The organism is Kitasatospora sp. NPDC034023, assembly GCF_055575795.1.
The window spans coordinates 95,207-118,080 of sequence record NZ_JBVIRY010000033.1 but is presented as its reverse complement, the minus strand read 5'-3'; the positions used below and the strand labels follow the sequence as shown (position 1 = coordinate 118,080).

General features: G+C 75.4%; 9 protein-coding genes and 3 pseudogenes. 3 read left to right on the top strand and 9 right to left on the bottom strand.

From position 1 onward, the window contains the following. From ACZ52R_RS33840 to ACZ52R_RS33830, 3 genes and pseudogenes are all read left to right on the top strand, one after another. Window positions 1-243, top strand: a pseudogene (locus ACZ52R_RS33840) (galactose-1-phosphate uridylyltransferase); the annotation flags it as partial. Continuing rightward, entirely contained in the window at window positions 240-1,370 is a 1,131-nt protein-coding gene (gene galK / locus ACZ52R_RS33835; protein WP_465622578.1) for a galactokinase, read from the top strand. The pseudogene ACZ52R_RS33840 and the gene galK, both read left to right, overlap by 4 nt. A 290-nt stretch (window positions 1,371-1,660) precedes the next feature. Continuing rightward, window positions 1,661-3,760, top strand: a complete 2,100-nt coding sequence (locus tag ACZ52R_RS33830) for an alpha-galactosidase (RefSeq protein ID WP_465754733.1) — start codon at window positions 1,661-1,663, stop codon at window positions 3,758-3,760. A gap of 99 nt (window positions 3,761-3,859) precedes the next feature. Here ACZ52R_RS33830 and ACZ52R_RS33825 read toward each other — a convergent pair whose 3' ends face one another. The 9 genes and pseudogenes from ACZ52R_RS33825 to ACZ52R_RS33785 form a co-directional block, all read right to left on the bottom strand. Then, window positions 3,860-4,315 carry a hypothetical protein gene (locus tag ACZ52R_RS33825; protein WP_465754732.1) on the bottom strand — a complete coding sequence of 152 codons (456 nt, stop codon included), beginning with the start codon at window positions 4,313-4,315 and terminating at the stop codon, window positions 3,860-3,862. A 5-nt stretch (window positions 4,316-4,320) separates the two neighbouring features. Next, window positions 4,321-6,858 carry a penicillin acylase family protein gene (locus tag ACZ52R_RS33820; RefSeq protein ID WP_465754731.1) on the bottom strand — a complete coding sequence of 846 codons (2,538 nt, stop codon included), beginning with the start codon at window positions 6,856-6,858 and terminating at the stop codon, window positions 4,321-4,323. Window positions 6,859-6,965: 107 nt separating this feature from the next. Continuing rightward, window positions 6,966-8,255 carry an ATP-grasp domain-containing protein gene (locus tag ACZ52R_RS33815; RefSeq protein ID WP_465754730.1) on the bottom strand — a complete coding sequence of 430 codons (1,290 nt, stop codon included), beginning with the start codon at window positions 8,253-8,255 and terminating at the stop codon, window positions 6,966-6,968. 2 nt (window positions 8,256-8,257) lie between these two features. After that, window positions 8,258-9,460, bottom strand: coding sequence for an argininosuccinate synthase-related protein (locus ACZ52R_RS33810; RefSeq protein WP_465754729.1), 1,203 nt, complete (start codon window positions 9,458-9,460; stop codon window positions 8,258-8,260). Next, a complete protein-coding gene (locus tag ACZ52R_RS33805; RefSeq protein WP_465754728.1) occupies window positions 9,457-11,286 on the bottom strand; it encodes a non-ribosomal peptide synthetase in 1,830 nt (609 codons plus the stop codon). Before ACZ52R_RS33805 ends, ACZ52R_RS33810 begins: the two co-directional genes overlap by 4 nt. 72 nt (window positions 11,287-11,358) lie before the next feature. After that, window positions 11,359-14,475 carry a non-ribosomal peptide synthetase gene (locus tag ACZ52R_RS33800; protein WP_465754727.1) on the bottom strand — a complete coding sequence of 1,039 codons (3,117 nt, stop codon included), beginning with the start codon at window positions 14,473-14,475 and terminating at the stop codon, window positions 11,359-11,361. After that, window positions 14,472-20,006: a type I polyketide synthase gene (locus tag ACZ52R_RS33795; protein ID WP_465754726.1), complete on the bottom strand. Its 5,535-nt coding sequence runs from the start codon at window positions 20,004-20,006 to the stop codon at window positions 14,472-14,474. The genes ACZ52R_RS33800 and ACZ52R_RS33795 overlap by 4 nt, the downstream gene beginning before the upstream one ends. 95 nt (window positions 20,007-20,101) lie before the next feature. Next, window positions 20,102-20,458 (bottom strand): annotated as a pseudogene (locus ACZ52R_RS33790) (acyl carrier protein); the annotation flags it as partial. Between the two features lie 1,136 nt (window positions 20,459-21,594). Continuing rightward, window positions 21,595-22,849: pseudogene (locus ACZ52R_RS33785) on the bottom strand (amino acid adenylation domain-containing protein); the annotation flags it as partial. Between the last annotated feature and the right edge of the window lie 25 nt (window positions 22,850-22,874).

Here is a 22,874-nt window from a genome sequence, read left to right as displayed (position 1 = left end):
CTGGAGCTGCTGCGACGCTTCGACCGCCTCTTCGGAGGCGGCCGCACCCCGTACATCTCCGCCTGGCACCAGGCCCCCGCCGGCCACCGGGACGAGCTCGCCCTGCACCTGGAGCTGTTCACCATCCGGCGCACCGCCGACAAGCTCAAGTACCTGGCCGGTGTGGAATCCGGCATGGACGCCTTCGTCAACGACGTCTCGCCCGAGGCGGCCGCCCGACACCTGAGGGAGGTCGGCGCATGACCGACTTCGAATCCGTCTTCGGCACCACCCCCACCGGCGTCTGGGCCGCGCCCGGCCGGGTCAACCTGATCGGCGAACACACCGACTACAACGACGGGTTCGTCCTGCCGATCGCCCTGCCGCACACCGCGCGGGTGACCGCGCGCCGCCGCAGCGACGGCCTGCTCCGGCTGTACAGCACCCTGGGCGACGGCGGGGTGGTCGAGTTGTCCGTCGACGAACTGGCCCCCGAGCGGGTGCCGGGCTGGGCCCGGTACCCGGCGGCCGTGGTCTGGGCGCTCCGCGAGGCCGGCTGCCCGGTCGGCGGCGCCGACCTGCACGTGGACAGTGACGTGCCCAGCGGCGGCGGCCTGTCCTCCTCTGCGGCACTGGAGGCCGCGGTCGCCCTGGCTTACCGCGATCTGTACGAACTCTCGCTCACCAGGCCGCAGTTGGCGCTGATCACGCAGCGGGCCGAGAACGAGTTCGTCGGCGTGCCCTGTGGCGTGATGGACCAGATGGCCTCGCTCTGCTGCACCGAGGGCCACGCCCTCCACCTGGACACCCGCGATCTGACGCAGCATCCGATTCCGTTGGACCCGGCCGCCCAGGGGATGCGGCTGCTGGTCGTCGACACCCGGGTCAAGCACGACCTCGGCGACGGCGCGTACGCCGACCTGCGGGCCGGCTGCGAACGGGCCGCCACCCTGCTCGGACTCCCCGCCCTCCGGGACCTCCGGCCGGACGGCCTCGCCGCCGCCCTCGACCGGCTCCCGGACGAACTGCGGCCGCTGGTACGGCACGTGGTGAGCGAGAACGAGCGCGTCCGGCTGGCCGTGAAGCTACTGCAGGCGGGCCGGCTCGACGCTCTGGGCGCCGTGCTGACCGCCGGACACGCCTCGCTGCGCGACGACCTCGGGACCTCCTGCCCGGAGACCGACCTCGTCGTCGAGACCGCCGTGGCGGCCGGCGCCCGTGGTGCCCGGATGACCGGCGGCGGCTTCGGCGGCTCGGTCATCGTCCTGGTCGACGAGTCGGACGCGGACCCGGTGTCCGCCGCGATCGTCGAGGCCTTCCACCGGGCGGGCTACGCGCAGCCCCACGTCTTCCCCGCCCTCCCCGCCGCCGGCGCCCGCCGACTGCGCTGAGCCCGCCTTCGGATGGGCGGTTGTGTTGACTCTTGTAGGTTTCCGATCAGTGAAATATCATATGACACTATCGTCGATGCCAGCGGCCCAGCGGTTTCGCCGCGTCAGCGCCTCGCCGATGGCGACTGTCTGAGCTGTCGTCACACCCGCCATCGCGGTGCCGCCGGCGCCGACGTGCCCCCCATCAGCACATCGCTGCGCCAGAGCTCAGAGCACCGCACCCCCACCAGCCGTGCTCAGGACCGCCCTTCGGGCGGCCCGTCCCGGCCCGCCTCTCGGGAAGCCCCCACATGCGCACACCGCCACCCCGCGTCGTCGGCATGCTGGCCGTCCTGGCCCTCGCCGCCTCCGGCATCAGCGCCACCGCCCTCGCCACCGCTGCTCCGGCCGCGGCCCTGGGCAACGGCAACGCCCTGACCCCGCCCATGGGTTGGAACTCCTGGAACAGCCTGGGCACCCAGGTCAACGAGAACCAGGTCAAGCAGACCATCGACTTCATGTCCGCCAACGGCCTGGTCCAGGCCGGCTACAACACCGTCACCATCGACGACGGCTGGTCGATGCGCCACCGCGACGGCCAGACGACGGACTTCGCGAAGACCGCCGACAACGCCATGCAGCTGTACGACAACAACGGCAATCCGGTGTCCGGCACCGACGGCACCGGCAACGACCCCACCAGCGGACACCTGGTGCCCGACCCGAACACCTTCCCCTCGCAGAGCGTCAACGGCCAGACCGTCAACGGCATCCAGTACCTGGCCTGGTACGCCCACAGCAAGAACATGAAGTTCGGCCTCTACGCCACCGACACCTACACCACCTGCCAGGGCCACCCAGGCAGCCTCGGCCACGAGAGCACCGACGCCAACGACCTCGTCTCCTGGGGCGTCGACTTCGTCAAGTACGACGACTGCCCGTACGGCCCCACGATCGTCGGCCCCGACGGCTACAGCTACTACCCGCAGGGCGAGGGCAAGGAGCTCACCCAGTCCGTCTACGCCCGGACGCAGACCTTCCAGCGAGCCCTCGACGCGGCGACCGCCGCCAGGGGCAAGCCGAAGGTGACCCTCAGCCTGTCCGCGCAGCCCGCGCACACCGGCATCCCCTACCTGCTGAACGCCAACGACCCGGCCCGCACCGACCCGCTGATCGTGGCCGCCGGCACCCAGTCGCACCAGGCACCCGGCTACTCGCCCACCGGCGTGTGGTGCGGGCAGGTCGCCAACATGTGCCGGATCGGCGGCGACCGGGACAGCGAACTGGACGGCGTGCTCTACAACGGCCAGCTGCAGACCGCGCTGAAGTACCCGGGCAACGTCCACCCCGGCAGCTGGAACGACCTGGACATGATGTTCGCCGGCTGGCAGGACACCAACGGCATCTGGGGCGTCACCGACACCTACAAGGGCAACAAGCCGTTCACCGACGACGAGTCGCGCACCGAACTGTCCGTCCTGTCGATGATGGCCGCCCCGCTCGTCTCCGGCGCCGACCTGCGCACCGCGGCCGACTCGCAGCACACCGCGAACGGCTACACCTGGTCCACCGGCATCAACTCCTCCGCACTGGCGCTCCTGAAGAACCCCGACATGATCGCCATCGACCAGGACAGCCTCGCCAAGCCCGCCACCCTGGTCGGCAGCGCGCCCTCCTCCCCGACCGCGCCGGTGATCCTCAAGCGCCGGCTGGCCAACGGCGACCTGGCCGTCGCCCTGGTCAACCAGGACCCGAACAACTGGGCCATGCCCAGTGCGAGCTTCACCGACCTCGGCCTGACCGGCTCCAGCTACGGCTACCGGGAGATCTGGAGCGGCGCCACCGGCACCACCACCGGCACCCTCGGCGGCAACTGGATCCCCGCGCACGGTGTCGCGCTCTACCGCATCACCGGCGGAAGCGTCGGCATGGGCGGCGACACCGGTTCCGGCGGCACCCGGGCGAGCGTCGTCGGCGACGGCAGGTACCACGCGATCAGCGCCGGCGGTACCGGCGGCCAGGCGCTCGAGGTCCAGGGGGGCTGCTACGCCGCCGTCGGCGGCAACTCCGGCATCAACGCCTACCAGAGCGGCAGCGCCGCCCAGCAGTGGCTGTTCACCCCGAACGCGGACGGCACGGTGACGATCACCGACAACTGCTACACCGCCGCCCAGACACACGCCGTGCTGGCCGGCGGTGGCGGAGTCGGCAGCGCCTACCTGCTCAACCCGTCCGCCGACAACCCCTGGCAGAAGTGGAAGGTCACCCAGAACAGCGCCGGTGCGCTGACCGTCACCAACGTCGGCAACGGCCTGGTCCTGGACGTCGCCGGCACGACCGCCGGCTCGACCGGGATGACCAACCCGGCCAACTCGGCCGCGGCCGGACAGAGCTGGACCGTCCTGTCCTGACCCCGGCCGGGCCGGGCCCGGCCCGGAGGTCCGCCGGCAGGTCCTCGGACCGCCGACGCCTCGTCCCGTCGTCACCTCACCGTCGTGTGTCCGCCGCCGTCACCGCCCGGGCCGCAGGGCCGCGGTCGCCGTCCGGCCGAGCCAGACGCCCAGCAGCGCCTGGACCAGGCCGACCAGCAGGGTGATCGCGACCACCAGCGAGGCCAGCGCCGGCAACCCGGCCAGGGCGGCCACCGTCCGGGCGGTGCCGGCCACGGCCTCGCCGGACGCGACGCGCCACAGCAGCGGGGCGCCCCAGCCGGCCAGCGCGGCCATCGCCGCCACCAGCACCGCCGCGCGGGCCCGCAGGCCGCGGACCGCCGTCACCGCGCCGATCAGCAGGCCGCCGGCGAAGGGCAGGTACCACAGGCTCCACAGCGAACCGACGGCCACCAGGACGCCGGCGCCGACCAGCGCGGCGGGGAGCACCAGCCGCTCGGCGAGGGCCCGGCCGCCGTCGGCCGGGGACGGGGCCGCGGACTCCTGCGGTGCGGACTGCTTCTGAAGGTCGGTCACGGTGCTCACGCTCCCGGTCGCAGGGTCCACACCTTGGTGGAGGCAGGTTGGTCCGCGGCCATCAGCAGCGGCAGGGAACGGCCCGCCCACCAGTACGGGATGAAGTTCCGGTACCACGGCGAGGCCGGGTTCTCGCTCTGGCCGCCCGGGTAGACGGCCTGGGCGGTGGCGGTGCCCGGTCCCTTCCAGTCGACCACCATGCGCCAGCTGGGGCCGAAGGTGGAGTTCATGCCGCCGTCGGCCGCGTTGACGGTCCAGCGGTCCCCCTCGGCGGGCTCGGGGCCGTAGCCGAGCGCGTCGGCGCCGGTCAGCGAGGGGATCTGCCGGGTGTGCACCCGGTCCCAGGTCCAGGTGGCGGGGTCGTTCCCGAGGTCCTGGGAGAGCTCGGAGACGGCCTGGGCGAACGCGGTGCGCATGGCCTCCGGCGCGGTGCGGGCCGGGCCGCCGGGGGAGGTGAACGCCGGGTTGGCGGGGTCGTGCAGGGTCCAGCTCTCCAGGTCCTCGTCGAGGCTGGGCAGCGCGCTGGACACCTTGAGGTACCAGCGGTCCCTCTCGACCGGCACCTTGGCCTGGTCCCACCAGGGCTGGAAGGTGGTCTGCAGGTAGTCGTTCCAGAAGGTCCACCAGATCGGCCCGCCGGCGACGGAGGGCCGCATGGTGGTGTCCCAGTGGTCGAGGACGTCGAGCGCGGCCTGCTGGCGGGTGTCGAGCTCGGTGCCGGCCAGCGCCTCCTTGAGGTGCGGCAGGATGACGGTCGCGAGGTAGTCGGTCGTGTCGTTCTGCAGCGTGGTGAAGTCGGCGGCGGTCATCGCCGGGTGGCTCTCCAGGAACTGGTAGATCCGGTTGGCCCGGTAGCCGTTGTCGAAGGCGTTGAAGGAGGTGCCGATGTAGTACGGGTAGTCGGCCGACACCGGGCGCTGGTTGGCCGTCGCGATCACGTGGTTCGGCGGGTTGTGGGCCTGCGGGGTGGCGTCGAAGGGGATGGCGCCGACCACGTCGTACTCGCCGGTGCCGGGCAGCGGGAACCAGGGGTTGCCGCCCTTGGTGAGCGGGAAGTAGCCAGCCGCGACCACGCCGATGTCGCCGCCGCCGTCGGCGTAGGCGAAGTTCAGCGTGGGGGCGTGCCAGTCGGCCAGCGCGGTGCGGAACTCCCGGTAGTCGCGGGCCTTGTCGATGGCGAGCAGCACCGCCAGGTCGGGGGAGGGGACGTTGCCCATCCAGCTGACCGAGGTGGTCTGCCCGGCCCGGGTGATCACCGGCCCGTGCACCGTCAGGTCCACGGCGAGCTGCTCGGTGTCCCCGCCCCGGACCGGGATGGTGTACTCCACCCGCTGCATCGGGTGCCAGGCGTTGTTCCAGAAGTACTGGCCGGGGTGGTCGGCGCTGGTCTGCTCGCTGTAGAAGACGGTCGACTGGTTCTGGGCGTCCGTCAGGGACCAGGAGATGTCGGCGTTGCGGCCGATCAGCACCCCGGGCAGGCCGGCCATGCTGGCGCCGGTGGCGTTGGTCTCCGGAGAGGAGAGCGCGATCTGGTACCAGTACGAGGGCAGGGTCATCGGCAGGTGCGGGTCCCCGGCCAGCATCGCGTTGCCGCCGGCCGTCGCCGGGCCGTTCGCCACCCAGGCGTTGCTGTCCGGGAAGGTGTGCATCTGGGTGGCGGGCAGCGCGCGGATGGTGTCGAGCAGGGTCCGGGCCGCGGTGGCCTCCCCGGCGGGGTCGGGCGTGCCGGTGGGCGCGACGGGTGCGGTTCGCGGCTGCGAGCGGTTCGCGGCGGCCGGGGCCTCGGGCCCGGCGGCGTTGACGTTGGCGGGCAGCGGCGCGACGCCGAGGTCGCGGTACGGCCCGGGGTCGTACGGGCGCTGGTCGTTGGGCGCGTGGACCGGGAACCAGTCCATGGTGCGCTGCTCGCCGAGGGAGTCCCGGAAGATCGCGTAGTCCAGCGGGGTGCTGGTGAAGTCCATGCTCTGGGTGAGGACCTCCTGGATCACCAGGCTGTCCACCGGGGTCCAGTCGGCGGGGTAGACGCCGGTGAGGGAGAAGAGCGTCGGCCACTGCCCGTTGTGGCGCAGCTCGGAGATCCAGGCGTTGACGCCCCGGGTGTAGCTGGTGAGGGCGCGGCCCGCCGGGCTGTCCGGCGGGGTGGCGGCCCATTCGGCCTCCGCGGTGCGCAGCAGCCCCATCCGGAGTTCGAAGCGGTCGGATTCGAGGCCGGCCGGCCCGTTCAGCTCGGCCAGTCGGCCGCGGCCCGCGCGCCGTTCCAGGTCGAGCTGGGCGAGCCGGAACCGGGCGTGCAGGTAGCCCTGGGCCTGGAACAGGTCGTCGTCGGAGCCGGCCTTGACGGTGGGGACGCCGTTGTCGTCGAAGGCGACCGTGACGGGCGCCCTGAGTCCGGCCAGGTCGAGGGTCTCGGTGTGCGGGAGTTCGGCGCCCGCGGCGGAGTCCCACACTCCGGCCCCGGGGACGAGGGCGGTTCCGAGGGCGGGGACCGGCCCGATGCCCAGCGCGAGCAGCGCGAGGACCAGGCCGGAGACGACGGCTGCCACCGCCGCGTGGGTGGCTGTGCGTATTCGCCGCGGCACGTTGACTCCAGGGGTGCGAGGTCGGTCGGATGGTGCGGTGGGGGTGGGGCGGTTTCCGGGGCGGTGCGGCCTCAGGACCAGAAGGCGTCCATCCGGCGGTGGATGCCCTCGACGGTGGTCCGCAGTGCGGCGTGCCCGGCCGCGGAGCCGTAGACCGTCCCGATCAGCCACTCGGTGCCGGCTCGCCAGTCGGCTCGCCAGGCCGGGTCGATCCGGGTGTCCACCAGGTCCACGCCGGGGACGGCATGGAGGTCGTCGACCAGCTTGCGGTCGCCGGGGGCGAGCCCGTCGGCGGGCGGGGAGAGGAGGTACTGGAAGGCGACGGCCGGGCAGTCGGTGCTCGGGCCGAGCATCGGCGCGGGCGGGGTGAGGTCGCCCAGGGCCAGCCGCAGGGCGAGGACCAGCAGGTCCGTGCCGGCCGAGCGCTTGAGGACGTCCGGGACGTGCCCGCCCAGGCGTCCGTTGACCTCGATCAGCCGCGGCCCGTCGGGGGTGAACTTGATCTCGGTGTGGGTGACGCCCTCGCGGATGCCGAGGGCCCGCAGCGCGCTGCGCTCCAGGGCCACCACCTCCTCGGCCAGGCTGGCCGGGAGCAGCGCGGGCGCGAAGTAGCCGGTCTCCCGGAAGGGGTGGGCCGGCGGCAGTCTGCCGGTGACCGCGACGGTGTGGATCTCGCCGTCCCTGCTCGCGGACTCGATCGAGACGTAGTCCCCCCAGAACTCCCCCACCACGGTGGGGTCGCCGGGCAGGTACTCCTCCAGCACGAACACCGCCGGGGTGGCCGTGCCGTCGGTGAACTCGGCGTACCGCTCAGCCAGTTCGGCGGCGCTGCGGACCAGGCAGGTGTCCACGCTGCCGGCACCCGAGCGGGGCTTGAGGACGGCGGGCAGGCCGGTCGCGGCGAGCGCCGGGGCGAGGTCGGCGGCGGAGCGGACCGTCCGGCAGGCGGTGGACTGCACCCCGGCCGCGGCGAGCGCCGCGCGCTGCCGGAACTTGTCGACCAGCACCTCGACGGTGGCGCGGTCGTGGAACGGCACACCGCACCGCTCGGCCAGCGCGGCGGCCGTGCGGAGCAGGTGGTCGCTGAAGGTGATCACTCCGGAGACGCCGAACTCGGCTGCCCGGTCGCCCAGTTGCCCCTCGGTCAGGCCGGCGGTGTCCACCACGGTGGCCGACTTCGGCAGCTGGGCCAGGTCCGCGGCCGCCTTCGGGTCGCCGAGGTCGCCGAAGAAGACCACGGTGCAGACCCGCCGGGCGGCGGTGAGGACGCCGCGCGGGGTGGCCGAGCCGCGGCCGTAGACCACCAGCAGCACCGGCAGGGCCGAGGCCGAGGACTGGGGCTTGGTGTCGGAAGGTGCCACGGTCAGTGCTCCTGAGGCCGGATCGGGGTGAACGCCGCCCGCTCGGCGGCGACGGAGCGGTGCTCCCAGGCCTCCCGGTCGCGCAGGTAACGGGGCCGGTCGGCGACGATGGCCCGGGTCTCGGCCGAGCCGGCCGCGAGCCGCCAGCGCACCGAACCGGTGACCCGCGCCGAGCAGACGTCGATGAACGCCTCGGCGGCTTCGCGCAGTTCGCCGAACCAGCGGCCCTCCAGCGCCTCGCGCACCCACAGCTGCTCCTGGTGGATCTTCTCCCGCAGCAGCTCGGCCGAGAGGGTCGCGGTCTCCAGGTGGCGGCGGGTGCGCAGCAGCAGCCAGGCGGCGGGCATCTCGCGGATCTCCAGCACCTTCGGCCCGTGGTCGAGGTGTTCGAGTCCGCTGTAGCGGCCCAGCCCGTGGGCGCCGACCAGGTGGTTGAGGGTGTCGATCAGTTCGGTCAGCGGCAGGGTCCGGCCGTCGACGGCGACGGGCCGGCCGGCCTCGAAGGCGACCTCGACCGACTCCGGGGCCTCGGCGGGGCGCAGCGCGCTCCAGCGGTAGAGCTCCTCGGGCACGGCGTGGTCCTCGGGGTCGTCGAGGACCCCCGCCTCGAACTCCCGGCACCACAGGTTGGAGTCGCCGCTGACGAGCCGCCCGCTGAGCTGCTCCAGGCCGGCTTCCTTGAGTTCGCGCATCTTCTGCTCCCGGTCGACCGGGTCCAGGTCGTACGGGCTGCCGTAGCGGCCGGCGAAGCCGAGCAGGCCGATGGCTCCGTTGAGCCGGCGCAGGGTGTTCTGCGAGCGGTTGGCGGTGTGCAGCACCGTGGCGGCGCCGAGTTCCCGGGCTTTGCCGAGGGCGAGCTTGGCGATCAGCGGCCGGCTGAGCGTGGAGCTGACCGGGTGGGTGTCGAGGTAGACGGCGTGCGCGGTGATCGCCGGGCGGACGAAGTCCTCGGCGAACTCCCGTCGGCCGTCGAGCAGGTGGACCCGGATGCCGAGCCGGTCGGCGATCCGCTGCTTGTGCTCGCTGCTCTCGTCCTCGCCGAGGTCGACGCTGACGGCGTGGACGTTGCGGGCGCCGGCCCGGACCAGGCGGTGCAGCAGGTAGCTGCTGTCCAGCCCGCCGCTGAACAGGGTGACGACGGGGGCGGACGGGTCGCGGGCGATCGCGTCGAGCTCGCCGAAGGAACGGACGACCTGGGGCGTCATCGGGCGGACACCGCCACCCCGTGCTCGGCGAGGGCGGCGGTGAAGGCCGTCACGGTGGGCTCGTCGAAGGCGAGGTCCATCGGGACCTCGACGCCGAGCAGCGCCTCCAGCTTGCGCACCGCGCGCACCACCTTGAAGGAGTCCCCGCCGATGTCGAAGAAGTCGTCGTCCGGGCCGATCGCGGGCAGTCCGAGGACCTCGCACCACACCCCGGTGACCACGCCGGCCAGGTCGTCGCCGGCCGGGGCCTTGGCCTCGGCGGCGGCGCCGACGCTGGGCAGCACCTCCCCGGCGCGCTCGGTCAGCAGCGCGCGGTCCAGCTTGCCGTTGGCGGTCAGCGGCATCGCCGCCAGGGTCGCGAACGACGCCGGGACCATGTACGGGGGCAGCGCCGCGCGCAGCGCCTCGCGCACGGCGGCGGTGACGGCCTCGGGCTCGGCGTCCGCCTGCGGCACCAGGAAGCCGACCAGCCGGGCGTCGCTGCCGCGGCCGTGGGCGACCGCGGCGGCCTGCCGGACGCCGGGCACGCGCAGGGCGGCGGACTCGATCTCGCCCAGTTCGATCCGGTAGCCGCGGATCTTCACCTGGAGGTCGATCCGGCCCAGGAACTCCAGGCTGCCCACCGGGTGGGTGCGGACCAGGTCGCCCGAGCGGTAGAGCGGGCCGGTGCCGTCGCCGAGGTGGTCCGGGACGAAGCGCTCCGCGGTCAGCTCGGGGCGGTTGAGGTAGCCGAGGGCCAGGCCCGCGCCGCCGATGTAGAGCTCGCCGGGCTCGCCGTCCGGCACCGGCTTGCCGTCCTCGTCGAGGATCCACAGCGTGGTGTCCTCGATGGCCGGGCCGATGTAGACGGTGTCCAGGTCCGGGTCGCGCGGGGGCACCCAGGCGGTGCAGTAGATCGTGCACTCGCTCGGGCCGTAGAGGTTGGTGAGCGGGGCCGTGGACTGGGCGTGGAAGCGGCGGACCAGCTCGGGCGCGAGCGCCTCGCCGCCGGTGAGGACGCGGCGCAGGCCGTCGAAGCGCTCCTCGGGCCCGCGGGCCAGCAGGAACAGCTCCAGCAGGGAGACCACGCAGTAGAAGACGGTGATCTGCGCGGAACGGATGGTCTCGGCGAGGTAGTCGGCGTCGCGCTGGCGGCCGGGGGTGGCGATGACGACGGTGGTGCCGGTGATGAGTGGCCAGTACACCTCGATCAGGAACATGTCGAAGCTGCACGCCGTGTGGTGCAGCATCCGGTCGGACGGGCCGAGGCCGTGGCCGCGCTGCAGCGCCCGCAGCCGGGTGGTCACCGCGCGGTGCGGGATCAGCGAGGCCTTCGGGCGGCCGGTGGAGCCGGAGGTGTAGATGACCACCGCGGGCTGTTCGTCGAGGTCGGCGGCGGGTTCGAAGGCGGCGGCCGGTTCGGTGGCCGCGCACTCGGCGACGGTGACCACCTCGACGGCGAGGCCCTCGGGGAGGCGGGAGCGCAGTTCGGGGGTGGTGATGAGCAGCCGGGGCCGGCAGTCGCCCAGCATGTCGAGGGTGCGGGCGACCGGGTCGTTGACGTCGAAGGCGACCTGGGCGGCGCCGGCGAGGACGACGCCGGTCACGCCGATCACGAAGTCGGCCGAGCGCTCCAGGTAGACCGCGACCCGCTCGCCCGGGCGCACACCCCGCTCCCGCAGCAGCGAGGCCACCCGCACGGCCCGGTCCCTGACCTCGCCCGCCGGCAGCACCCGGTCGCCGTCGACGACGGCGGGGTGCTCCGGGGCGGCGTCCCACCGGGACAGCAGCAGGGTGTCGAGCCGGCGTGCGCCGTCGTCGAGAAGCGTGGCCGTAGTGCTAGCCATGGCGGTTCTTGTCCAATCAGTGGGGTCGGTGCAGGGGCGTCCCGGCCGGGGCCGGCCGGGACGCCGGGCGGTTCACTGGCCGGTGGTGCCGAGGACCGAGCCGAGGGCCGAGGTCAGCTCGCGGACCGTGGCCGCATCGAAGAGCAGCTCGATGTCGAGCTCGCAGCCGAGTTCCGCCTCCAGCCGGGAGAGCAGGCGCAGGGCGCGCAGCGAGTCGCCGCCCAGTTCGAAGAAGTCGTCGTCCGGACCGACCTCCGGCACTGCCAGGACTTCACGGAACAGCCGGGTCACCAGCGCCTCGTGATCCGCCGCCACGGCGGGCCGGCCGGTCGGCGCGGGCTCGGTGGTGGACTTCGCCGGGGTGGGCAGGGCGAGCAGGTCGGTCTTGCCCGCCGGGGTGAGCGGCAGCTCGGTGAGGACGGTGACCGCTTCGGGGACCATGTACGAGGGCAGCGAGCGGCGCAGCTCGGCCTGGAGCCCGAGGGCGTCGAACGGGGCTCCCCGTTCGGCGGGCACCACCCAGGCGACCAGGCGGTCCTCCCGTTCGGCGACCGCGGCGCCCGCCACCGCGGGCAGGGCGAGCAGCGCCTGCTCGATCTCGCCGGGCTCGATCCGGTATCCGCGCAGCTTGAGCTGGCGGTCCATCCGGCCGAGCAGCTCGATCCGGCCGTCGGGCAGGCGGCGGGCGTGGTCGCCGGTGCGGTACATCCGGCCGCCCGTGAACGGGTCGGTGACGAACCGTTCCGCCGTCAGCTCGGGCCGCCGCCAGTAGCCCTGGGCGACGCCGTCGCCGCCGATGCACAGTTCGCCGACGCAGCCGACCGGCAGCAGCCGGCCGTCCACGGTGTCCAGGACGTGCAGCACGGTGTTGGAGATCGGGCGGCCGACGGTGACCCGGGTGGTGTCGGCGGTGATCGGCTCGACGCTGGAGTACACGGTGGTCTCCGTCGGCCCGTACATGTTCCACACCGAGGAGCCGCGTTCGGCCAGTGGTGCGGCCAGGTCCGCCGGGAAGGCCTCGCCGCAGCTGTAGAGCCGGGGCCGCCCGGCGCCCTGCCAGCCGGACTCCAGCAGCGCCCGGTAGCGGGAGGGGGTGGCCTGCACCGCGGTGATGCCGTGCTCCACGGTGTAGCGGTCGAGCTCCCGGCGGCTCAGCCCGAGGGTCTGGCCGCCGACGTGGACCGTCCCGCCGACCGCGAGCGGCACCAGCAGTTCGGCGAGCGAGGTGTCGAAGCTGAGCGTGGTGAGGGCGAGGAAGCGGGTGTCGCCGTCCAGGCCCGGGTGACGGCGGGCCAGGCTGTCCACCAGGTTCGCCAGCGCCCGGTGGCCGACGGCGACGCCCTTGGGGCGGCCGGTGGAGCCCGAGGTGAAGATCAGGTAGGCGAGTCCTTCCGGATCGGCGCCCGGGAGATCGTCGGCGGCCGGGGAGGGCGAGAGGTCCACGGCGGCGAGGTCGACGACGGTGCCGTCCCAGCCGGCCAGTGCGGGCACTCCGGTCGCGTCGACGAGCACCACGGCCGGCGCGGCGTCCTCCAGGACGAGGCCGATCCGCTCCACCGGGTGGGTCGGGTCGAGCGGGACGAACGCGGCCCCGGCCCGGGCGACCGCCAGCGTTGCGGTCACCAGGTCCACGCAGCGGCCCAGGCAGATGCCCACCCGGTCCCCCGGCCGCACCCCGTGGTCGGCCAGCCACCGGGCGAGGGCGTCCGCCCGCAGGTCCAACTCCCGGTAGCTGTACCGGGTCTGCGGGTCGATCACGGCCGGATGGTCGGGCCGGCTGCGGACCGCCTCGTCGATCAGCCCGGCGAGCAGGGTCGGCGGCTCGCTGCGGTCGACCTCGGTTCCGTTCCAGGTGTCCAGCTGCCGGGCGCGGGTCTCCTCGGTGACGTCCAGCAGCTCCCCGACGGTACGGCCGGGTCCGGTGGCGAACCGGGTCAGCACGGCGACGACGTGGTCGAGCAGCGCCCGCGCCTCCTCCGGGGTGATCCGGCCGGCGTCCACCACCGCCTGCAGCTGCATTTCCGCGGCGGCCCGGACGACCAGGGTGACCGGGTAGTTGGTCCGGGTCTCGTAGCGGACGTCGCTGACCGTGACCGCGCCGTGGGAGAGCACCGCCTCCGTCCGGTCCGGGTAGTTCTCGACCACCACGACGGTGTCGAACAGCGGCACGCCGGGGGCCGTCTCGGCCCAGCGCTGGATGTCGGTCAGCGGGGTGTGCTGGTGGTCCAGCACGGGGTGACGCGTGGCGGCGTGGCCGGCCAGCCAGGCGTCGCCCGGCAGGTCCCGGTCGATCCGCACCCGCACCGGGACGGTGTTGATGAACATCCCGAGCATCTGCTCGGCGCGGTCGAGGCCGACCGGGCGTCCGGAGACGGTCACGCCGACCACCACGTCGTCCCGGCCGGAGTGACGGGCGACCGTTCCCGCCCAGGCCGCCTCGACCAGGCCGCTGAGCGTGGTGGCGTTGGCGGCGGCCAGGCGCCGGAGCGCGGTGAGGGTCTCGGCGGGCAGTTCCGCCCGGACGGTCCGGAACTCGCCGGACGGCTTGGCGCCCGGGTGCATCCCGGGCAGGGTCAGCGCCGCCGGCTCGCGATAGCCCGCCAGGTAGCCGGTCCAGAACTCCCGGTCGCGCTCCGGCTCCTGACGGCCCAGCCAGGCGATGTACTCGCGGAAGGCGGGCGGCGCGGGCAGCTCGGCCGTGTCGCCGGACAGCCCGGCGGTGACCTCGGCCAGCAGCAGGGCGGCGGACCAGCCGTCCAGCAGCAGGTGGTGGTACGTCCACACCACCAGGTGCTCGCCGGGCAGGCGCAGCACCAGCAGCCGCATCAGCGGCGGCCGGGTCAGGTCGAAGCGCTCGCGGGCCCGCTGCTCCAACTCCTCGGCGACGGCCGCCGCGCGGGCCGCGTCGTCCAGGCCGGTCAGGTCGCGGAACTCGATCGGCAGGTCCGCCTTCGGCAGCACCACCTGGTGCGGGGTGCGGATCCGCTCCCGGACGAAGGCCGTGCGCAGCACCGGGTGCCGGGCGATCGCCCGCTGCCAGGCGGCGCCCAGTACGGCGACGTCCAGCTCGCCGTGCACCCGGAAGGTGGTCAGCTCGACGTAGAGGCCGTGCTCGGGGGAGGTGGTGCTGTGGTAGAGCATCCCCTCCTGGGTGGGCGAGAGGGGGTAGATGTCCTCGATGTCGTTCACTTGGTGTCCTCTCCTGACCGGAACAGGGCGAATACCCGGGCCAGGTCGTCTTCGCTGAGATCCGCGTCCGAGAAGGCCTCGCGCGGCCCCGGTGCGGGGGCCGGGTCGGATCCGGCGGGAGCGGTGGGCGGGGCGGGGGTGTCGGGCGCGGGCGCGGCGGCCGGTTCGCGGTCCGTGCGGAGCCGGGCGGCGAGCTGCCCGACGGTGGGGTGGGCGAAGAGGTCGCCGGGGGAGACGGCCAGCCCGAGCCGCTGGAGCTCACCGGTGATCTGGACGATCAGCAGGGAGTCGCCGCCGAGCTCGAACAGGCTGTCGTCCGGGCCGATGTCGGGCACCCCGAGCAGTCGGGACCAGACCGCGGCGATCCGCTCCTCCAGCTCCTCGGGCGCGGTCGGCCCGGGCTCCGGCGGCGCGGTGGCCGCCGGGGCGGTGCGGGTGGCGCCCGGGGCGGTCGCGGTGGTGGCGCGGGGGCTGACCAGCACGTGCGGGAGGTGACGGTTGGCCAGGATCCGGTCGAAGGCCAGCAGGCCCTCGCGGGTCGGGATGCCGCCCCGCTCGGCGGCGGCACCGGCGGCACCGGCGGCACCGGCGGTACCGGCGGTACCGGCCGTCACACCTGTGCCGTCCGGGCCGGGCGCCGGGGCCGGGCGCAACACGAAGCCCTCGACGATCACGCTCGGCGTGCCGTCCGGCCCGGCGACGGTGACGTCGACGACCAGGGTGCCGCCCGCCCCGGCCGCCCCGGGGCGGCGGACCACCCGGACCACCGCGTCGGGGCCGAGCGGGCCGAGCACCACCAGCCGCCGGTAGGCCACCGGCAGGTGGCTGCCGGTCCGGGCGGTGACCGCCCCGGTGGCGGTGTCCAGCAGCGCGGGGTGCAGCGGGTGTGCGGCCAGGTCGCCGTGGAAGCGCTCGGGCAGGCGCAGCCGCAGCATCGCCTCGGGCGCGTCCCCGTCGGAGCCCTCGCGGACCTCCAGCAGGCTCTCCCAACGCGGTCCGGTGCGTAGCCCGCTGGCCCCGGCGGGCTCCCGGCCGGCGGCCGGGGCGACGGGGGCGCAGCGGCCCGCGAGCGCGTCGAGGTCGAGGCGCTCGGGGGAGCCGCCGCGGTACGGCGCGATCCGGCCCTGGGCGTGCGGCCTGGACGGCGCGGCGCTGGAGCGGACCTCCCACAGGTGCCCGCCCTCGGGCGCCGGACGCAGCCGCAGGGTGACCTGCGGCGGCTGGTCGGCGGGCAGCCGCAGCGGGTGGGTGAAGACCGCGTCCAGTTCGACCGGACCGTCCCCGAGCGTCAACCGGTGCCCGGCGACGGCGAGTTCGAGTAGTGCGGTGCCGGGCAGCACCGGGACGTCGCCGATCCGGTGCTCCGCGGCCGGCCACTCGGTCTGCTCCGCGCGGCGCAGCCGCAGCTCCACCGTGCCGTCCGGCTCGGTGCGGCGGGCGTCGAACAGGGCGTCGTCCAGTGCCTCGCCGCCGTCGAGCCAGTCCCGCAGGCCGGAGCGGACCGCCATGCCGGTCTGCGACCAGCGGTCCCAGCCGATCGACACGGCCGCCGGGCTGCCGGTGGCGAAGCTGTCCAGGAAGGCGTTGGCCCCGGTGTAGTCGGCCTGGCCGACCGCGCCGGTGACCGTGAGCGCCGAGGAGCAGAGCACCAGCAGCGGCCGGTCCCGGGCCGTCAGCCGCTCCAGCAGGACGGTGCCGAGGACCTTGGGGGCGAGCACCCGGGCCATCTCCTCGGGCCCGCGCAGGGCGGCCACACCGCCACCGGGCACCCCGGCGGCGTGCACCACCCCGGCGAGGGGGCCGTACGCGGCCCGGACGGCGTCGAGGGCGGTGGCCAGCGCGGCCTCGTCGGTGACGTCGGCCTGGACGAGGCAGAGCCGGGCGCCGTGGGCGGTCAGCCCGGCGAGCGCCTCGGCCAGCTCCGGCGGGCAGTTCCGCGCCGGAGCGGAGCCCGCGGGCCGCACGCTGTGCCAGCCGTCGCCGTCGGGGACGGCGCGGCGGGTCAGCAGCACGAGGGTCCGCGCGGGGTCCTCGGCGAGCCGGCCGGCCACGGCCAGGCCGATCCCGCCGAGACCGCCGGTGACCAGCCACGGGCCCGCGGGCAGCGCGAGCTGCGGGGCGTCCGGGTCGGTGAGCACGGGCCGGTCCGGGGCGGGCACCAGGTGGGCCCGGCCGCGGACCGCGGTGAGCGGCGCGGGCGCGAGCTCGGAGCACAGCCGGGCCACCACCGTGTCGGCGGCCAGGGCGAGTTCGGCGGGCTCCCGGGTGGGGCAGTCCAGGTCGAGCGCCTCGGCGGTGAGGCCGGGCACCTCCTGCGGCAGCACCCGGACGGCGCCGAGCCCGGCGGCGGCCTGCGGGGTGCGGGCGGGCTGCCCGTTGACCCCGTGGGCGGCGTCGGTGACCAGCAGCATCCGCAGCGGCCGGCCCGGGAAGGCCTCGCCCAGGGCGCGGGCCAGCTGGACCGGGACGGTCAGCGCGCGCAGGGCTCCCTCGGTGGCCCGGCCGGGGGTGGCCCGCTCCAGCGGCGGCTCGTCCAGGGCCCAGCAGGAGACCACGGCGTCCGGCGGGGTGCCGCGCCCGGCCAGGGCGGCGGCCAGCGCGGAGTGCGCGGCGGCGTCGGCGGGGTCGAGGGTGAGCGCGTTCGTCTCCTCGGCGGCCGCTCCGTCGGCGGTCCGGACCACGGTGACGGCGGCGCCGGCCGCGGTGAGCCGCTCGGCGACCGGCCCGGCGAGCCCGGCGTCGTCGGCGAGCAGCAGCACCGAGGCCGGGACGGGCCCGGTGCCGACCGGCGGGAGGGCGGGGGTCCAGGACAGGACGTGCAGCCAGGAGTCCACCCCCTCGGCGGCCGGGACCGGCGCCGGGGTGGCGGGCCCGGCGGGGGCAGCGGGCGGCGCGCTGTCCTCGGCCGGTTCGAACCAGTGCCGGACCGGCTCGAACGGGTAGCCCGGCAGCGAGGCGTGCCGACGCCCGGCCCGCTCGCCGAGGGCCGACCAGTCGAGCTCGGCGCCGCGCTCCCACAGCCGGCCCAGCGCGGTGAGCCGGGCGGGCGGCGGTGTCCCGTCGGTGGCCGCGTCCAGGGTGGGCAGGGCCGACCGGTCGGTGCCCAGGGTCCGCACGGCGAAGCCGGTCAGGCCCCGGCCGGGGCCGAGCTCCAGCAGCGGGCCGTCGCCCGGCAGGGCGGCGAGCGCGTCGGCGAAGCGTACGGTGTGGCGCAGCTGGCGCGCCCAGTACTCCGGAGAGACGGCCTCCTCGGCGGTCAGTTCACGCCCGGTCAGGCCGGAGACCACGGGCAGGGCCGGGGCCTGCGCCGGGACACCCGCCACCAGCCGGGCGAACTCGGCCAGCAGCGGCTCGGCGTCCCGGGTGTGGAAGGCGTGCCGGACGGCCAGCGGCCGGGCGGAGACGCCGCGCGCGGCCAGGTGTTCGGCCAGCCGGGCCACCGCCCCGGGGGTGCCGGCCGCGACGCAGCGGTCGGGGGCGTTGACGGCGGCGAGCTCCGGGCCCTCGGGGTCGTCCAGCAGCGCGCGCAGCTCCGCCTCGGGCAGCGGGACGCTCAGCATCGCGCCGGGCGCCATGGTGCCCATGAGCCGGCCGCGCTCGGCCACCAGCCGGGCGGCGCCGGGCAGTTCGAAGACCCCGGCGGCGCAGGCGGTCGCGAACTCGCCGACGCTGTGGCCGGCCAGCGCGACCGGCCGCAGGCCGAGCGCCGTCCACCACGCGGTGAGCGCGTACTCCACCGCGAACAGGGCCGGCTGGGCGACCTCGGTCCGGTCGAACAGGTCCGCGTGGGCCGGGTCGAGCAGCAGCGCGCGCAGCGGCGCGGCCGTCCACGGGCGCAGGGCGTCCAGGCCGCGGTCGAGCGCGGTGCGGAAGACCGGTTCGGCGCGGTACGGCTCCGCGGCCATGCCGGGGCGGCCGGCGCCCTGGCCGGGGTACAGGAAGGCGACCTCCCGGCCGTCGCCGGCGGCCCGGACCGGGCGGGAGCGCAGCTGCTCCCCGGGTCCGGTCAGGACGGTGCGCCGCCACGGGTGGTGCCTGCGCCGGGTCTGCAGGGTGAACGCGGCGTCGGCGGCCGCGGGCGCGGCCGGTCCGGCCAGTGCCGCGTCGAGCCGCTCGGTGGCCCGGTCGAGCGCCGCCTCGGTGCGGGCGGACACCGGCAGCAGCTCCCACCCGCCGGCCGGCCCGGCGGGCGCGGCGGGCAGCGGGGGAGCGTCCTGGAGGACCAGGTGGGCGTTGGTGCCGCCGATGCCGAAGGAGCTGACCCCGGCGACCCGGGTGCCGTCCGCGCCGGTCCACGGCTCGGCCTCGGTGAGCACCCGGAACAGGCGGGGGTCCAGCTCGGGGCTGGGGCTCTCGAAGTGGACGGTCGGCAGCAGGGTGCGGTGCTGCAGCGCGAGCACCGTCTTGATCAGCCCGGCCATCCCGGCGCAGGTGTCCAGGTGGCCGACGTTGGACTTGACCGCGCCGAGCACCCGGCGGGAGTCCGGCGCGTCGCCGAACACCCGGGCCAGTGCGGCGAGTTCGATCCGGTCGCCGAGGGACGTCGCGGTGCCGTGCGCCTCGACGCAGGAGACCTCGCCGGGCGAGACCCCGGCCACCGACTGGGCCGCGGTGATCACCCGGACCTGGCCGTCCAGGCTCGGCGCGGTGAAGCCGACCTTGCGGTTGCCGTCGTTGTTGACCGCCGAGCCGAGCAGGACGGCCCGGACGGTGTCGCCGTCGGCGACCGCGTCGGCCAGCCGCTTGAGCACCACCACGCCGACGCCGCTGCCGAAGACCGTGCCGGTCGCCGTGGCGTCGAAGGGGCGGCAGTGCCCGTCGGCGGAGAGGATCCCGCCCTCGGCGTGCAGGTAGCCGAGCCCCTGGCCGACCCCGGCGGAGACCGCCCCGGCCAGCGCCACGTCGCACTCGCCGCTCAGCAGCGCCTCGGCCGCCAGGTGCACGGCGACCAGGGCGGAGGAGCAGGCGCTCTGCACGCTCAGGCTGGGGCCGGTCAGGCCGAGCCGGTAGGAGGTCTGGGTGGCGAGGTAGTCCTTGTCGCCCGCGGCCAGCCACTGGACCTCGGCCCGGTCCGCCAAGTGTGCGGCGCGGGGCAGCAGTTGGTGGGTCAGGTAGGAGTTGAAGCCGGCCGAGGCGTAGACCCCGACGCCGCCCTCGACCCCGTCGGTCGGCTGCCCGGCGTCCTCCAGTGCGGTGACCGCGCACTGCAGGAACAGTCGGTGCTGGGGGTCCATCAGCTCGGCGTCCCGGGGCGGGATGCCGAAGTACTCGGCGTCGAACTCCGCCAGGCCCTCCAGGACGCCGCCGGCGCCCACGAACCGCGGGTCGGCCAGCCGTTCGGCCGGGACGCCCAGGGCGGCCAGCTCCTCGGGGGTACGGAAGGTGATGTTCTCCCGGCCCGCGACCAGGTCGGCCCAGAAGGTCCCGGCGTCGGGGGCGCCGGGGAACCGGCAGGCAAGGCCGGTGACGGCGATCGCGTCCGGCAGGTCCGGCACTGCGGTGGCCGGCCCCTCGGGGGCGTGGGTGGACATCGGACTGTTCTCCTCACAGGTGGTCATCGACGCGGCTCGGTGGGTCGGCGGTCGGGCCGGGCAGGGGCGCCCGGCCCGACCGCCGACCGTCCGGGTCAGCCGGTCGGTGCGGTGCCGGGGCCGCCTCGGCGGGCGGCGCGGCGCCGTTCGTGGTGCTGCCGGCGGTCGCTGCCGGCGGTCTGGGCACTGCTCTCCGGGGCCGGCGAGGGTTCCGCAGCCGCGACCGGAGCCGCGACCGGGGCGGGGGCGACGGCTGGGTCCGGCCGGTCCAGCAGCTCGGCGAGGTGCCGGATGGTCGGCCGGTCGAACATCTCGACCACCGACAGCTCCCGGCCGAAGTCCTCGGCGATCCGCCGCTGGACCCGGACCAGGTGGATGGAGTTGGCGCCGGCCTCGAAGAAGTTGGTGTCGAGGTCGACCTCCGCCCCGTCCATCACCTCCCGCCACAGTGCGGTGAGCCGCTCCACCGCTCCGGGCCCGGTGGGCTGGGCCACCGCGCGCGGCGCCGGAACCGGTGCCGCGGGTGCCGCCGGGGCGGCCGGGGTGCCCGGTCGGGCCGGTGCGCCCACCGTGACGGCCGGGGCGCCGAGCCGGGCGAGCGCCGCCCGGTCGACCTTGCCGTTGGCGGACAGCGGCAGCGCCTCCACCGCCCGGACCAGCTGCGGCACCATGTAGCCGGGCAGCCGCTCGGCGAGGGCCTCCCGCAGCCCGAGCGTCCAGTCGGCGCCGGAGTCCGGCTGCTCGGCCGCCGCACCGGGCGGACGGCCGCCGACCAGGGTGTGCAGCACGCTCTGGCCGTCCTCCAGCAGCAGCGCTCCGCGCAGCGGCTCGGGGAACACGTCGCCGATCGGGCAGAGTGCCACCGTGCAGTCGCCGGCCCGGTGGCGCAACAGCTGCGCCATTGCCCCGGCCTCCAACAGGCAGAACCGGTCGGCGAGTTCGCCGTACACCGGGGCGATCGCGGTATTCCTGGCGACCAGGAAGAGGGCGAAGCCGGCCCGTTCGAGCAGCGGCCGGTTGGCCTCGCTGTAGAGCGCCGGGTCCAGCGCCCGCTCCGCGCCCGGCGCGCCGTCGAGGGGGACCAGGGCCGGTCCGGCCGGGTCGACGTAGTAGGTGCCGGCCGCCAGGCCCGCCACCCCGCCGGGGGCGACGGCCAGGTAGGTCTGCACCGGGTACAGGCCGCCGGCCGACCCGTAGGCGTACCGGGGCACGCCGTCCTCGTCCTGGCGGGCGAGCACGGTCAGCAGCGCGTCCAGGTCGGTCCGGTTCACCGGGACGTCGGCGAAGCCGGTGGCGGCGCCGCGCAGGGCGGCGGCCCGGCGCAGCTCCAGGGTGTCGGCCGGCAGCGCGAACGGCAGCACCTCACGGCCCGCCAGGTCGGCCCGGCGGCCGGGCTGGCGCAGGCGCGCCTCCAGCCGGCGGACCCGCTCGGCGTCCAGTGCCGGGGCTGCCGCCGGGGCCGGGGCGGTGGTCGCCGGGGCGGCCGACAGCGGACGGGCGGCCTCGCGGACCACGTAGACCGCGAGCCGGGCACCGAGCCCGTCGCCCTCGACCAGTGCCGCGGCCTCCCGCACGCCGTCCATCCGGACCAGGGCGGACTCGATCTCGCCCAGCTCGATCCGCATGCCGCGCACCTTGACCTGGGAGTCCTCGCGGCCGAGGAACTCCAGGTCGCCGTCGGGCAGCAGTCGGGCCAGGTCGCCGGTGCGGTAGAGCCGCTCGCCGGTGACCGGGTGGGCCGGGAAGGCCCGGGCGGTGATCTCCGGGGCGTTGCGGTAGCCGACGGCCAGGCCCACGCCGGTGATGAACAGGGCGCCGGCCACCCCGACCGGACGCGGCCGGAAGGCCTCGTCCAGGACGACCATGCCCTGGTTCCGCATCGGGCGGCCGTACGGGATGCTCGGGCGGCCCGGCTCGACCTCGCCGACCGGGTGGAGCACCGACCAGATCGACGCCTCGGTGGCGCCGCCCAGGCTGATCACCTCGGCCTTGGGCGCGAGCGTGCGGACGTTGCCGGGCATGCCGACCGGGATCCAGTCGCCGCTGAGCATGACCAGGCGCAGCGACTCCAGGTCGGCGGCCGGGTTGCCGTCGGCGTACGCCAGCAGCATCTCCATCAGCGCGGGGACGGAGTTCCAGACCGTGACCCGGTGCTCGGCGACCAGCCGGGACCAGCGCGAGGGGTCGCGCTCCTCGCCGGGCCCGACCAGCACCAGGGCGGCGCCGGCGGCGAGGGTGCCGAAGACGTCGTACACCGAGAGGTCGAAGCCGAGCGAGGAGATCCCGAGGACCCGGTCGGACGGCGTGACCCGGAAGCGGTCGTTGACGTCCACCACGGTGTTCAACGCCCCCCGGTGGTCGATCATCACGCCCTTGGGGTCGCCGGTGGAGCCCGAGGTGTAGATGACGTACGCGAGGTCCGCCGGGGTGGTCGGGACCGGAGCCGGCGGGGTGTCGGCCGGGGTGTCCAGGGCCTGTTCGAAGCTCAGCAGGGTCACTCCGGCGGGCACGGCGTCCTCGGGGGCCCAGGACTCCCGGGCGAGCAGCGCGGTGGCGCCGGCGTGTTCGAGCGAGCGGGCGACCCGGGCGGCCGGGAGGCCGGCGTCCAGCGGCAGGTAGGCGCCGCCGGCCCGGACCACGCCGATCGCGGCGGCAACCTGCTCCCAGCCCCGGTCGGCGCGCACGCCGACCAGCTCGCCGGGGCGCACCCCGGCCGCGCGCAGCGCGTGGGCGACGGCCGCCGAGGCCCGCTCCAGTTCGCCGTAGGTCACCGTGCCGGTGGCCGAGACCACGGCGGTGCGGTCGGGCGCGGTCCTGGCCCGGTCGAGGAAGGGCTCGTGCAGCAGCCCGTCGGGCCGCGGGCCGTCG